The 14,496-nt window shown below is 42.5% G+C and carries 15 protein-coding genes; 10 read left to right on the top strand and 5 right to left on the bottom strand.

Annotated elements, in window-relative coordinates:
* Positions 1–120 precede the first annotated feature (120 nt).
* Positions 121–366, top strand: a complete 246-nt coding sequence (locus ATB76_RS02145) for a hypothetical protein (protein WP_005433479.1) — start codon at positions 121–123, stop codon at positions 364–366.
* 60 nt (positions 367–426) lie between these two features.
* Here ATB76_RS02145 and ATB76_RS02140 read toward each other — a convergent pair whose 3' ends face one another.
* Together ATB76_RS02140 and ATB76_RS02135 are read right to left on the bottom strand one after the other, a co-directional pair.
* On the bottom strand, positions 427–1,026 hold the full coding sequence (locus ATB76_RS02140) for a thiol:disulfide interchange protein DsbA/DsbL (RefSeq protein WP_061034507.1): 600 nt from the start codon (positions 1,024–1,026) through the stop codon (positions 427–429).
* 82 nt (positions 1,027–1,108) lie between these two features.
* Positions 1,109–1,486 carry a hypothetical protein gene (locus ATB76_RS02135; protein WP_038867315.1) on the bottom strand — a complete coding sequence of 126 codons (378 nt, stop codon included), beginning with the start codon at positions 1,484–1,486 and terminating at the stop codon, positions 1,109–1,111.
* Between the two features lie 193 nt (positions 1,487–1,679).
* On the opposite strand from ATB76_RS02135, the gene ATB76_RS02130 reads away from it, so the two are divergent.
* Positions 1,680–1,985, top strand: coding sequence for an isoamylase early set domain-containing protein (locus tag ATB76_RS02130; RefSeq protein WP_045423704.1), 306 nt, complete (start codon positions 1,680–1,682; stop codon positions 1,983–1,985).
* Between the two features lie 229 nt (positions 1,986–2,214).
* Complete coding sequence (locus ATB76_RS02125; protein WP_005442483.1) at positions 2,215–2,934, top strand: SDR family oxidoreductase; 720 nt, start codon at positions 2,215–2,217, stop codon at positions 2,932–2,934.
* Between the two features lie 86 nt (positions 2,935–3,020).
* On the opposite strand, the gene ATB76_RS02120 is transcribed toward ATB76_RS02125, so the two are convergent.
* Positions 3,021–3,674, bottom strand: a complete 654-nt coding sequence (locus tag ATB76_RS02120; RefSeq protein WP_038877687.1) for a GntR family transcriptional regulator — start codon at positions 3,672–3,674, stop codon at positions 3,021–3,023.
* A gap of 148 nt (positions 3,675–3,822) precedes the next feature.
* Here ATB76_RS02120 and ATB76_RS02115 point away from each other — a divergent pair, with 148 nt between their 5' ends.
* The 3 genes from ATB76_RS02115 (at position 3,823) to ATB76_RS02105 (ending at position 8,105) form a co-directional block, all read left to right on the top strand.
* Positions 3,823–5,178: an FAD-dependent oxidoreductase gene (locus tag ATB76_RS02115; RefSeq protein WP_061034506.1), complete on the top strand. Its 1,356-nt coding sequence runs from the start codon at positions 3,823–3,825 to the stop codon at positions 5,176–5,178.
* Positions 5,179–5,188: 10 nt separating this feature from the next.
* Positions 5,189–6,313: a mandelate racemase/muconate lactonizing enzyme family protein gene (locus ATB76_RS02110; RefSeq protein WP_061034505.1), complete on the top strand. Its 1,125-nt coding sequence runs from the start codon at positions 5,189–5,191 to the stop codon at positions 6,311–6,313.
* A gap of 187 nt (positions 6,314–6,500) precedes the next feature.
* Complete coding sequence (locus ATB76_RS02105) at positions 6,501–8,105, top strand: BCCT family transporter (protein ID WP_061034504.1); 1,605 nt, start codon at positions 6,501–6,503, stop codon at positions 8,103–8,105.
* A gap of 101 nt (positions 8,106–8,206) precedes the next feature.
* Here ATB76_RS02105 and ATB76_RS02100 read toward each other — a convergent pair whose 3' ends face one another.
* The gene (locus tag ATB76_RS02100) at positions 8,207–9,298 is read right to left on the bottom strand and encodes a hypothetical protein (RefSeq protein ID WP_061034503.1); all 1,092 of its coding nucleotides are present in this window, start codon (positions 9,296–9,298) and stop codon (positions 8,207–8,209) included.
* A 371-nt stretch (positions 9,299–9,669) separates the two neighbouring features.
* Positions 9,670–10,857, bottom strand: a complete 1,188-nt coding sequence (locus tag ATB76_RS02095) for a hypothetical protein (protein WP_042600179.1) — start codon at positions 10,855–10,857, stop codon at positions 9,670–9,672.
* A 582-nt stretch (positions 10,858–11,439) separates the two neighbouring features.
* On the opposite strand from ATB76_RS02095, the gene ATB76_RS02090 reads away from it, so the two are divergent.
* The 4 genes from ATB76_RS02090 (at position 11,440) to ATB76_RS02075 (ending at position 14,492) form a co-directional block, all read left to right on the top strand.
* On the top strand, positions 11,440–12,153 hold the full coding sequence (locus ATB76_RS02090; protein ID WP_038867310.1) for a response regulator: 714 nt from the start codon (positions 11,440–11,442) through the stop codon (positions 12,151–12,153).
* Positions 12,153–13,439, top strand: a complete 1,287-nt coding sequence (locus tag ATB76_RS02085) for an ATP-binding protein (protein ID WP_042600178.1) — start codon at positions 12,153–12,155, stop codon at positions 13,437–13,439. Before ATB76_RS02090 ends, ATB76_RS02085 begins: the two co-directional genes overlap by 1 nt.
* 133 nt (positions 13,440–13,572) lie before the next feature.
* Positions 13,573–13,965, top strand: coding sequence for a glycine zipper family protein (locus ATB76_RS02080; protein WP_038877700.1), 393 nt, complete (start codon positions 13,573–13,575; stop codon positions 13,963–13,965).
* Positions 13,966–14,135: 170 nt separating this feature from the next.
* Entirely contained in the window at positions 14,136–14,492 is a 357-nt protein-coding gene (locus tag ATB76_RS02075; protein WP_038867306.1) for a diacylglycerol kinase, read from the top strand.
* The last annotated feature ends 4 nt before the right edge of the window (positions 14,493–14,496 follow it).

Here is a 14,496-nt window from a genome sequence, read left to right as displayed (position 1 = left end):
TCAAGTTATATAAAACAATGTTCATTTCGTGAAGTGTGCGTAATTTTGAACACCGTTTTGTTTTAATTATGAATGGATGGTCATATAAGTATCTCAAAAGCATTCACAAAGGATATGAATATGTTTTTTCGTAAACTTCTTTTTAGTACCGCAGTGATCAATGCAACAGCAGGTTGCGTGTCTTATCAAGCACAACAGGCTGCGGTCAATACGGTGAATACCACCGGAGTGGTTCTTAACAACGTAGTGAAAACCACCATCGCTCAGCCTTGTAACGTTGCCGTCACTGTTGCTAGCTTGTTTTATCCAAATGCGATCTTTATGACTGATATGCCAACCGCAGCTTGTACGGCTGTGCTTCGCTAACGCAAAATGAACATAAAAAATGGCGACCTCGATGGTCGCCATTTTTATTTTTCTCAAAAACTATAGTGTCAGTAGGTAATTAACTAACTCGTTGTATTCATCATAAGTACGAATCTCATTAGGGATAACGATGTACTTATCGTTGACCAATACACCTGGAACACCCGTTAATGTGCTTTGTTTGAACTGCTTATCAAAGCCCTTCTGCATTGAGTTAACGGCAAAGCTGTTGTAAGCCGCATCAAACTTCTTCGCATCGACGCCGTTATCAACGAAAATCTGCTTGAGTTCACCTTCATCTTTTGGCGCTTGGCGCTTTTGATGAATTTGAGCAAACATCGCCGGTACCATCGTCTTCTCTACGCCCAAAGACACCATTGTTGCGTATGACTTAGCCATTGGAACGGCCATATCGCTGCCCATAAAAGCAACATGAACTTTCTCAAAACTTGCATCTTTCGGTAATGCTGGCTTCATGTTGTCAATCACTGCTTCAAACTTGTAACAATGGGGGCAATAAAAAGAGAAGAATTCCGTTACTGTCGGTTTGCTGGCCTTGTCTACATCTAAGACCTTGTAGTGCTTACCTTCTTCAAATTGTGCTGCGTGGGCAGTAAATGCCAATAAAAGGGTGCTGCATAGCGCGAGTAGCTTTTTCATGTTTGATTCCTTTAGGCACACCTGTGCCATTCTCATTAATAAATAAAACGCCAGTTGGGCTGGTCAATGATTGAGGCGGGAATCAAACAATTGGAGGACGGTAAGGCTTATAAATAACGAGCACCGCTTTCGGTGTGAGCGCTTTGTCGATCAAAGCAAGACGATGAGGGAGTTGTATCTGTTCATCTTGCAAAAGGTTCGTGGGAATTTTAACGAGGCATGAAGAGGTACAACTGGTATGTGGTTGCTGTCCTTTCTCTAAGACATGCACATCTTGATGAGACTCAACACAATCCGTTCGTTCAGTACCTAATGGATGATGAAAGTCATCAGAAGCCGTTTGTAACGTATGATGTTCAATCGGTGCCGTAGCCGCACGTACACTTGACGCAAAACCAGTTAGCAGCATGGCCAACAAGCAAAGCATTGTCATCATTAATGTACGATTAAAACTCAACATACAACTTCTTTAAAATATGGTGAATACTCATCATACAGAATCCACTCTTTCATACAAGTTATCCGATGAGTAACACCCTCATAAACCAGAAGATTCTTACTTTCGTTACCGACTACGATTCCAATAAAACTTGAAATCACTATGAAACCTGAGTAATAGTTAGATCAGTTTTTGTACAAACAAGGAAAGATTAATGCTTAAAAAGAGATTCTTTAAAACAAAAGATGAAGTCGAAGTCACGTTCGAGCTAGACAAAAATCAGTGGGAGTCGATTCAAATTGCAGGCGATTTCAACAACTGGCAACCAGAACCAATGAAGCTCGTGAAGAAAAGTGGCCAATTTAAATTTAAAACGCGCTTGCCGAAGGAACAAAATATCCAGTTCCGTTATCTATTTGACGAAGCTGAATGGGAAAACGATCCGCAAGCAGACGCATACGTGCCTAATGGCTTTGGTAGCGACAATAGCGTCGTTTGTACCCAAGAGCAACCAACTTAATCACTAAATACACAAACTAAGGTGCACTAGTGCGCCTTTTTTATTGCCTAATTTTCATAAAGTTACCACCAATTGTTGTTATATGGCAACAGTGTTTTACCTAAAGCGATATATATCAACAAACACCATTTCCTTAATATACCCACATTGCAGCGAAACAGGTGTTCTTGATTAAAAGCTGCTCTCATACAAAAACTATTCTCAAAAGAAGAGATGAAGGAAACAAAAGATGAAAAAACTGATTGTAATCACAGGTGCAAGTTCTGGTATTGGTGAAGCTATCGCACGCCGTCTAAGCGATGAAGGTCACCCACTTCTTCTTCTTGCTCGTCGTGTAGAGCGCTTAGAAGCACTAAACCTGCCAAACACGCTATGTGAAAAAGTAGACGTTACTGAAAAAGCTTCGTTTGAAGCGGCAATTGCTAAAGCAGAAGAGAAATTTGGCCCTGCTGATGCACTAGTAAACAACGCAGGCGTGATGCTACTAGGTCAAATTGACACACAAGATGCATCAGAGTGGAAACGTATGTTCGACGTGAACGTACTTGGTTTGCTAAACGGCATGCAGTCTGTGCTAGCACCAATGAAAGCGCGTAACAGCGGTACTATCATCAACATCAGCTCAATCGCAGGTAAAAAGACGTTCCCAGACCATGCGGCTTACTGTGGTACTAAATTCGCGGTTCACGCAATTTCTGAAAACGTTCGTGAAGAAGTAGCAGCATCAAACGTTCGCGTAACAACAATCGCACCAGGCGCAGTAGAAACTGAACTGCTTTCTCACACTACATCGCAAGAAATCAAAGATGGTTACGGTGCGTGGAAAGAAGATATGGGCGGCGTGCTAGCTGCTGATGACATCGCACGTGCAGTTGTATTTGCTTATCAGCAACCACAAAACGTTTGTATCCGTGAAATTGCACTAGCACCAACTAAGCAACAACCTTAATCTCTGCGATTCTAAGACAAAGAAATTCAAAAAGCGGCTCAATGCCGCTTTTTTTGTTGCTGTAATCAAACGGACCCAAAACGGCATTATTTCCTCGGTTTAATCGTTCGATAAGCCACATCAGTTAGGTAGTCATTGAGACGATGTGATGCCGCGACCGCTTCCTCGCCATCAGTATGGCTGACAGCACGTAAAACTGCAGCATGAAGAGAAGATGCTTCAACCAAATCTGAGTCTTGGTTTTTAAATGCAAACCAAAAGCGGCGGGATAAGCCTTGTAGTGGTGCCATTGCTAGCTGTAGATACTCATTACATGCAGCTTTGACGAGCAAGGTATGGATTTCTTTAAGTAAAGACGCGTAAAGCAGATCATCTTTGTTTTCTGCACAAGCTTCTAACTGCTCAGCCAACATTAACATCTGCTGTTTCTCTTCAACACTTGCTCGCGAGGCAGCGTAGTTGACACATAAGGCTTCAATGTCGCGACGGACTTCTAAGATCTTTAGTTGGCTCTCGACAGAGATTGCTGGGATTTGAATTCCACGTCGCGGGTGGATCTCAACCATACATTCATAAGCCAATCTTTGTAACGCTTCTCGAACTGGCGTTCGCCCAAGTTCTAATTCTTCTGCCAACTGTTTTTCACTGACCATACTCCCTGGTTCTAATTCGCGGAAGATGATCATTTTTTCAAGTTTGCTGTATGCAACTTCTGTCTTATTGACTGAATTTACGGTCATTCTCGTTCCTATTCCATTGATCAATCTTTTAGTGAGCAATCTCACGATAAGAAGTTTTGCCATTGTACCAAAAAAAGAAATCCGAATATATTAAAAACACACAACTGATATATCAGATGAACATCAGTCATCTATTAGTGAGGTAAGAATGAAATCTTGGAACATTATCCGTCGTTATGAACACACTCCTGACCTACCTGTTTTGGCTGAAGTAGAAGTGTTAGTCATTGGCGGAGGTCCTGCTGGTGTTGCCGCAGCTGAAACGGCTGGTCGTCTAGGTAAGAACACTTGGCTAATTGAGAAATACGGTTTTTGCGGTGGTGCTGCCGTCGCGGGCTTATCTGGCACTATTTGCGGTATGTACATGGCATCGGACGATGAAAATGCACAACCAGAACAAGTAGTATTCGGTTTTACAGAACGTTTTCGTCAAGCATTAGAAAACAAAGGTGGTGTCACTGCTCCACAGCGCTACGGTAAAACGTACACAGTGACGCACGATCCTTTGATGTGGCGTGAAGTTGCTGATGATTTCCTAGAGCAAGCAAATGTCAAAACTCTATTCCATACGTCAGTCACTGGCGTGATCATGGAAGGCGATGCATTTAAAGGCGTGGTCATCGAATCAAACGCAGGTCAAAGTATCATCTTAAGTCAACAGATCATCGATGCTTCTGGTGATGCTGCTGTGGTAGCTCGTGCGGGTATGGATTATTACTTTGGCGACAATGGTCGTATTCAAAACCCAACCATGTTCTTCCGTTTTGGCGGTGTCGATATGGACACTTACCTTGACTACTACGGCAACGACACGATCTGCCCTCCGAAAGTCACCGAAAACATTCTCGCAGCCAACGAAAGCGGCGAATACCAGTTGCCACGTCATAAGATTTGGATTTTTCCGACCACACGAGCGAATGAACTGATGGTCAATGCGACACGACTTGCAGGTCAAGATGGACGCATGCTGAACGTTATTGACCCTGAAGATTTCACAGAAGCTGAAGTGTTTGGTCGTCGCCAAGTTCGTGAATACGCCCGTTTCTTGAACAACTTTGTTCCTGGTTGTGAACAGGCATTCGTTGTCGACACCGGTGTAGAAGTTGGCATTCGTCAAACGCGTTCTATTGTTGGTATCGAAACGCTAACTAATGAAGACGTTGTTAACTGTCGCAAGCGTGAAGACGGTATTTGCCGTACCCCTTGGCCTATCGAATTGCACTCCGGCGACAAACCAAAACTGCACTGGCTAATTAACGATTACTACGACATCCCATTCCACACGCTAGTGCCAGTGGTTGGTGAAAATATCATTGTTGCTGGTCGATGCTTGAGCGCCGAACACGAAGCCCTTGCTTCTGCTCGCGTCACCGCGCAATGCTTTGAGCTTGGTCATGCAGCGGGCATTGCTGCTGCACAAGCGATTGATACAAATACGGCGATTCGTGACCTAAATGTCGCGGAGATTCGCGCCACCATGATTAAAAATGGCTCACGCCTGTAAGGACTGAAAAATGACCGATCTAAAAATTGAACGTGTAGAACTTTACGCTGTAGCAGACCGCGATGCAGCACCTGTACAATGGGCAGATAACCAAGAACCTTTGTTATACACCAATAACATCGTCCGTCTAATTTGTAACGATGGTACAGAGGGGTTAGGCGCAACAATCAGCTATACAGAGAATGATTTTGACCGTTGCATTATCGAATCTCAACGCACCATAGTTCCAGGTTTACTGGGTAAAAATCCATTGGCAACTCAAGAGCTCTACAACTGGTTAATGGCGCGTTGTACTTGGGGTGGTCTGCCAGCTAAAGCGCCAATTGATATCGCAGCATGGGACATCAAAGGCAAAAAAGCGGGCATGCCTCTTTACATGCTTTTAGGTGGCGCTCGAAACAAAATGTTGTCTTATGCATCGACGCCAATGTTCGACACCGTAGAAGAGTACTTCCCGTACCTAGACGACTGTATTGCACACGGCTTTAAAGCAATCAAGCTTCACTGCTACTGCGTGTACGAAAAGGACGTTGCCCTTGTTGACGCAGTTCAGGCTCGTTACGGGAAAACTGGCATTCGATTCATGCTTGATACGGCAACCTTCTACACGCCAGAACAAGCAATGGCAATGGCAAAACGTCTAGAAAGCTACCACTGGGAGTGGTTAGAAGCACCGGTTTCTGATTACGACTACAACACTTATAAACGCCTAGTTAAAAATACCGACCTTGAGATTTCTAGCCATGGTAACTGCTTGTTAACACTGCAAGAAGTGACCTATGCCTTATCACAAGAGATGTGGTCTGACATTCGCCAAGACGCGACGGTTTGTGGTGGTATTACGCCTCTAAACAAATGCTTCCACATTGCAGAGGGCTTCTCTAAGAACCTAGAGATCCAATCAATGGGTTACACGCTAACGCAAGCCGCAAACCTGCACGTCGCTCTTGCGCATAACAACTGTAAATTCTTTGAACAATTCTACCCTTACGAAGACTTTGAGCTAGCGTCGAAAACCGTTATCCGCACCGACAAAGAAGGTTATGTCCGTGCTCCTGAAGGCAACGGCTTAGGTGTTGAAATGGATTGGGACAAAGTGAAAGAAATGTCTGTGGCATCGTACGTGTTCGAATAAACCGCAGCTTCAAGACAAAAACAATTAATACAGAGACAGCAAAAGACTGACATCCCTCTAACCCTACACTGTCTGCCTTTCTAATTACTCGTATGGGAACGGGAGAAAGGCAGACGCCCTGAGTGTCAGTGACAATAAACAAGGCCGTCCGAGTATTCTCATTAATAGACAATATTGGAAAGTCACAATGAAATTGAATACTTCAGAAATCGACTGGAAACTTACTTTTGGCAGTTTTGGATTTGTACTGCTTCTAGGTATTCTTGCAGTGGTATACCCAGAAGCCGTAAAAAGCACCATGAGCGGCATGCTAGATTTTACCGTCATTAACTTCGGTTCTGGTTTCCTTTGGTACACACTTTTCGCAACAGGTGCCCTATTGTTCCTCGCCTTTTCTAAATATGGCGATATTCGTATGGGCGACACCAAACCTAAGTTTACGAAATTCCAACTGTTCGCAATGGCATTGTCTGCGGGCATGGGCGCAAGCACCATGTACTGGGGCTTTATTGAAGCGGTATACTACTTCATGGACCCTCAGTTCGGTATTACAGATAAAGCCATGGCAATGGAATACGCTACGGCTTACAACATGTTCCACTGGGGCGCTGCAGGCTGGTTTATCTACCTAATTGTAGCCGTCCCATTCGCCGTCGTATTCTACCTAAAGAAAAGCCGACGCATGAGCCTAAGTGGTGTTATCAACTCACTTTTTAATGATCGCCTTCCAGTTTGGGCTCAGAAGTTTATTGACCTACTGTTCATCATCACAACGCTTGCCGCAACCGCATTAACATTAGGTTTGGGCATCCCGATGATTTCCTCTAACCTAGCGAGCTTAACAGGCATTCCAGACAATTTAATGTTGGGTATTGGCGTTATCCTTGGATTGTCAGTGATCTTCTCTCTCAGCTCTTACATCGGCATTGAGAAAGGCATGGCCCGCCTATCTAGTGCAACCATTTATATCTGTGCAGCGTTTGTTGGTATCATCTTCATCATCGGGCCATCAGCTCTGATCATGAACAACTTAACCAATGGCATTGGTATCATGTTGACTGAATACATCCGCATGAGCACCAACACAGATCCATATGGCACAACGTTGTTCCCTCAATACTGGACGGTATTTTTCCTAGCGAACTGGATTTCTTACTCACCGGGTGTAGGTGTCTTCATCACTAAGATCATCCAAGGTCAGAAGCTAAAAGACGTGGTTCTAATCCTAGTGATTGGCGGCACAATGGGCTCTGCTGTTATCTTCGGTGTATGTGGCACCTTCTCAATGGATCTTGTAAACAACGGCGTCGTTGATGGTGTCAAACTGATTGGAGAAGGTCAGCCACCTGAGTTGGTGAAGCAAGTATTTGACTCAACATCTATTCCAATGTTGCTAACTGCTATCTACCTAGTCACGATGATTCTGTTTACAGTAACAACACTAGATGGCACCTCGTATTCACTAGCAGGCATCGCAACTAAACAGCTAGATGAAGAAGCAAACGTAAACCCAATGTTTCGTCTGTTCTGGTGCTTATTGCTAACAGCACTACCAATCATCTTCTTACTGATTAATGCTGACTTGAATATCCTTAAAGCGTTCCCTGTACTGATCATCGTATTGATCGTGCCAGTGTTCTTCATCGCGGCGGTTAAAACACTCCAATACCTTAAGCAAAACTACGAACAAATTATGGAGCATCAACGCAAACAAGATGAAATCCTTGCCAAGGAAGTACAACAAGAACAAACCGAGGTTACCAACCAGCAACCTGCTCCACAGGCTAGTTAGTCACCTTTAGGCAATTAAAAAAGCTCCGAGTAATCTCGGAGCTTTTTTGTTTTGACTGACCCGTCCTGAAATGTGTCTTCACATTGTGTGACGAATTACAACTACTTCACCCAGATCCTTGCAGCTTTATCATTGTAGTGACTTGAAGAATGCCAGATTCGTGTCCATCGGTAACAACCATAGTAATGGTGTTTACCGCGTTTTTTACCCAACTTGATTTTGTAGCCACGAGTTAGACGTGGAGATATTGTCATCGCGGAAAACGTGTAGATGTAATTATCACTCAAGTCGTATACCGCTTTCTTTGGTGCAACGCATAAACGCTTACCTGTAAAGCCATCATTTTCGTAAAAACAGGCAAGACTATCATCAGGTTCAATCAATATCAGAGATGTCTTATCATTCAGATGCTTAACGATTCTTTCATCCTTGTAATAAGTCCTATATTTAGTTTTTCGACCAAATTCATAGTCAGAAACTAAAGTCGCACGATACCCATTACGAATAGTGAAAGATGACGTGATGTCGTTAAAGTCAGCAGGAAGTTTCAAAGGTTTGTTTATATCTTTGGTGGAGTAGCAAAGACTTCGCCCTTTATAGTGTGCATGCTCGTAAAGACACAAGGCTGTCTCACCTACCCCATCATCAACTTGATACGAAGGAGAACAATCACTTACAAGAGTCGGATTACCAATTGAAAAACCACCCACAGCACAAGCTTTAATAGAGCTTGTTTCGTTAGTAACAGCTTTGCCTATCAATGTTTGTTCATCGACAAAATAACTAATCGTATTGTCTAGTACGCGTTCATTTTGATCCAAGTGCTCTTGGTAAATGAACGAAAACACTCCCGCCCCATCAATAGACTGAGAGTAGGACTCTGGTTGTACACCCACCATAAGGTTATCACTGTCAACAAAATCGATTTCAATACCGCCTGTATTCTCAATGATCTGTCTAGTACTTACAGGACTGCTCACATACTCAGAACACTGAACCTTCAAGTTGTTATCAATACAAAATCGTACTTTATTGGTTTCAATAGTGTTACTGGTTAAGTAAACTTTGCTACTCAGTTTGACACCATTCTCAGCTTGCCAGTAGATATCTTGAGAGTTCCCTTGTTTATCAAAGTTCGTCGCCAACTCACCATCAACATAGGAAAAAAGTACATACTGCCCAGATGTACCCATGCTTTGTCGCGTTATAGAGAAGCTTTCGGAGACTATTTCTAGATTACCTAAATTGTCTAGCGCTGATGCTGACGTTCCGGATAGTGCTTTCTGGGGTATTGAACCCACTAATATATAAAACAAAATAAATGAAAACTTTTTAATAATACCTTTCCGTTTGTTCGTTACCTTATTTCATTAATTAATAGGTTTTTAAATCTTCTGATGAGTTATAATTAAGAAGCTCAGTTTCCTATGTTAAATGAAACAGATTAAAATTGGTTAGCAAGAATTTAAAAAGTAAAACATCTCGCTAACCAACACTTATTAAATAGAACAAACTATTGCTAGCATTTCTTGTAAAAATAAAGCAATAGTGCTAACAATAAATATTAATCCGTATTTTTCTTACAGATATAATATCCTTTATAGAAAGAGCGAGGTGCTTTTTGAACGGAAAGATCATCACTTAGCATAGTGACTTCTCCCCACCCACCAGTGACAGCGAAACCGGATTCGATGTGATTGCTTGACCAGTACCCTGTTTCTCCAGGCCAAGTCGCATCAATCTCATCCATATCTTCATTGACAAGGGTTTGCATATCGGCCGCAGAAAGTGCACTTATCTTGCCACCTAGTGCTTTACAATATGAATTTAGAAGATGCTCATCTCCTTCAAAAGACGGGGCTGCTGTGTAAGTTTTTTTCGCAGTTTTATCTGCATTCCAAACATCCTCTTCATGTTTGAACGATGTCGAAGGGAAAAGAACATCAAACTGTTGTTTAGTAGGTGGACGGCAGTACGGATCACAATCAGATTCAGCAACAATCCTAGTAGTACACGCATTCCAAGTTGTGCTACCTACATCAAAGTAAACATCCTCACATATCTCTACCACATTTACTGGAGCCAAATTAAGGCTCTTCAATTCGTAATATGCTTGAACGTCTACCTTTTTCCCACTTAGATCCGGAGTATTGGTGCCCTCACTTACCTGAGTTGCTATAACTTTTTTATCAACTTTATCTTGTATCAGACTCAACCATAAGCCAATACCAACTTTTGAACCTTCTTCGTCATCCCCAGTAGGTCCGATATATGAAAAATCCACTGTAATGCCGATATCGCTATCTGCACTCAGTACAACATTATCTTGAACTGTTTGACTCACAGACCACCAGTCTCGATAATCAATAAAATCATTAGCAGTTCTTAACCGATCAGGAGAGTTCACATAAACGGAAGCAGAACACAACGAGTCTAAACATAGAGAAATGCTTCTCCCAGCATCAACTTGTTTCGGTGTATACAAGATACCATCCATCAATCGTTCGTTACTTGTAGCGTCAATCCAATAGTAATTGTTCCTCTCCCCCGTTGCAGAATAAAGGTTCAATCCCATGCTTCCATTAACGCTTCCCGTAATACTTTGCCCAACGTTAACAACTCCACTTTGATGCAAAGTCGGTATTTCAATTTTTTCAACTGATGCATTACTTTTCAGTGGTAAAAAAGAAGCTAAGAATAAAACTGGGACACTATACTTATGTTTGAATTTTTCTCTAAATAATAAATGCATTTACTAAATCTCATATAACCAATGGAAATAGGAAATATTCATCATTATTTTATAATTTAAAAGTTCCCACCTCATAATTCTTCTTATACTATTTGATAAGAGAGCTAATTATTTTTAATTTTATGTCATTCATTCACACAATAGCTTGTCATAAATTACATATAAATGGACGAAAATCTCAGTACCATTTCTACTAATTGCATTAAATACTTTCTGATCACAATCCCATGCAGCCTAATAACGTAAATGCGCTTCCCTCTTCAAGTGATCTTACATCAAGCTCAACTTGCCAATTGATCAACGAACTAAGAAGTAAAAGAAATAGAATTAATATGAGCCAAGAAGACTTAGCGTCATTTTGTGATACATCAGCGAGCCATATCAGCAAGATCGAAAACCTTAGAGTTGTTCCTAGGCTAGATACGTTTTTAAGAATGTGTTTAGCCTTAAACGTAGAAGTCACCATACTAACAAGGTAAAAAACTTTTAGGATAACAAGTCATCAATGCAAATGCGTTTATTGAAATCCCTGACAAATTTGTTTAAGTTTCAGGGATAATTCCTACAAGATGCATCACTGCTATGAACGTACTAGACACTAAGCAATCCCTTATTATCGTGGAAGATGACCCTAAATTGCAGGCTATGCTGAGCGAATACTTTGCAGAGCAGGGCTTTGAAGTCAGTTGTTTCGACAATGGGACCGACGCACCCGAGGCAATTCTTGAAAGCCAGCCAGATCTCGTTCTTTTAGATTTGATGTTACCTGGGCAAGATGGATTGAGTGTTTGCCGCCAGATCCGCGAATGCTACAAAGGCAAAGTGCTGATGCTTACCGCAAGTGATGATGATTTTGACCATGTTGCTGCGCTTGAAATTGGTGCCGATGATTTCGTAACTAAGCCGATTAAACCGCGTGTCCTGCTTGCTCGTATTCGTATGTTGTTACGCCGCAAGGAAACCACAGCTTCAGACTCCGATACCTGCCTTGAAATCGGTGTGTTATGCCTAAACCGATTACGCAAAGCTTGTAATCTAAATCATGAGCCGATTGCACTCACCGATGGTGAATTCGATTTACTTTGGGTACTCGCTAGCCATCCTGAACAAACCCTTTCTCGCGAGTGGCTTACCAAAACGTTGCGTGGAATCGAATACGATGGCACTGACCGTACGATTGACAACCGAATTGTAACGTTAAGGAAAAAGCTTAGCGATAGCACAACTCCCCCACAAAAAATCATTACTGTCCGTGGTAAAGGCTACCTCTTTATGCCTGATGCTTGGAACGCGTAATGAAACGAATTTATCTGGAAAGTTTTTTAGGTCTGATCATTCTTTTCGTCGCCAGTTTGGTTGGATATGAAGTCATTGTTTATCAATTAAATACGGACTATGACTACTTACTTGAAGAACACGAGGCACAAGCTTTCCATGAATTGATCTACCCTATTTACCAAGATAAAGGAGAAGATTACACTATTCAGCAGCTAGAGAAGTTTGCGACATCAAGCCACATGTTGCTGATAGCGCAAGAGATGACGAGCCTCCCTCCTGAAGTTGAGAAAGTTTTTGATGAAGATCCTTTCGTTAATACGGCCTTCGATAATGAGAGAGATTTATGGTTTCGCTTTGAACCTGGATCCCCAATTTTTAAACTGAGCGAAAACCCCAACAGCCCTATCATTCAAGCCATTAACTTTGATGACAACATTGTTTGGCTTTTCTTTCTAGCTGGTTTCGCGCTTTACTGTGTCTTATTGATTTGGTTCCTAAGCCGCCGTGTTCGAGCACTTGAGAAGGTCACTGTAGATTTTGCCTCTGGTGATTTTAATGCTCGAGCTGATACGTCTAGTGCCAAATCCGTGGGTACTCTGAACAAAAGCTTTAACCATATGGCAGAGAAAGTGTCTCGCCTGATCACGACCAACAAGATGCTTACCAATGCTGTCGCGCATGAACTACGTACACCGATTTTTCGGCTACAATGGCAAGCGGATCTCTTAGCTGACTCGACACTTAACAAACAACAAGAGAAATACATAAAGAGCATCGTAGAAGACATTGATGAAATGGAAAATATGGTCGAAGAGCTGCTCTACTATGCAAAAATGGAGCGACCAAATGCCGAGATTCAAACTTCCTCTGTCACCTTATCAAGCTTTGCTAAATCGTTTTTACCCAAGTGGCAACGTGACACCCAACTTTCAATCTCGATTGACGACACAAGTTCTCAACAGACGGTCATTGATGCTGACCCGAAACTGCTTAAACGTGCCTTAGATAACCTACTTCGCAATGCAATGCGTTATGCACAAAACCAAATCGTGCTAGAGATTGTAGAGACGCCTGAGAAGTCTTGTATTCGCATACACGACGACGGCTGTGGTGTCGAAGAGAAAGACTGGCCTCATTTGTTTGACGCGTTTTATAGTGCTGACAAATCACGTAACAAGAGCACCAGTGGCTTCGGTTTGGGGCTTGCCATCGTCAAACAGATCGTTGAATTGCAGAACGGCGAAGTCTATGTCTCACACAGCCCGTACGGCGGTGCGTGTTTTACAATCTGCTTTCCCAAGTAAATTCATAAACTTATCAATACTCCCGTAAACGCCATTACAAAAGGCGACACTTCAATACAATTGGCCGACAGAGCACCACAATAAAACAGTGTACATTTAATCCATAAATTCACAGCAATAATGGATCAACGCAATGTATAAACCTCTTCTTCTCGTCACCCTTTCTTCCACACTTGCTGCTTGTGCTTACAACCAAGAACCTGTTGTCGATATGACCAATGTTGACCAAGCCCAATACGAACAAGATTTTACTTACTGCCAAGGTTACGCAGAAAAAGTAGATAAAGGTGAAGCCGCTAAAACGGAAGCACAAAATGGAGCCGTTACTGGAGCATTGGTCGGTGCCGTTGCTGGCGCATTAGAAGATGGCATTGGCGGGGCTGCTGTGGGTGCGGTTGCGGGCACAGCTGTCGGAGCAGGCGCCGGTGCTGTTGGTGGTGCTAGTGATTCAACCAAAACTCAAGCATTGGTTCTTCGTAAATGCCTAGCGAACAAAGGCTACACAGTATACGACCTTGAATCATAAAGTATAAATTCTCATCAATTGCATAAATAATTGAGTTTATAGCTGTGAATTTCACAAATGTTTCACGATCACTATTCTACTCTCCAACCGTAATTAGATGCCTTTTCTTTAAGGGGCTTGATCCCTCATTGCCCTCTCTTTTTTTGGCTTAGTCGTATAAGGCCCTCATTTTGAAACCAGGTAAAACAGGCATTCGCCGAATATTGGACGCAACCGGCTATTCACTTCAAGGATTGAAAGCAGCATGGACTCATGAAGCCGCTTTCAGACAGGAACTAGTACTCACTCTCGTACTTTCTATCTGCGCATTCTTGCTTCCTGTCACCACCTTAGAACGCATCATGATGATCAGCAGCCTTCTGTTGGTCGTGATTGTTGAATTGATTAATTCCGCCATCGAAGCGGTTGTCGATCGTGTCAGCGATGACTGGCATGAACTCAGTGGAAGAGCCAAAGACATTGGCTCCGCAGCAGTTTTTGTTGCGCTTTTTCTCGCCCTTTTTGTTTGGGCGTCGATTTTACTTTAGACCA

Source organism: Vibrio sp. MOR3, assembly GCF_001557775.1.
In the GTDB taxonomy this organism is placed as follows: Bacteria; Pseudomonadota; Gammaproteobacteria; order Enterobacterales; family Vibrionaceae; genus Vibrio; species Vibrio jasicida.
The sequence above is the reverse complement of the archived record's forward strand: the minus strand, read 5'-3'. Positions and strand labels throughout refer to the sequence as shown.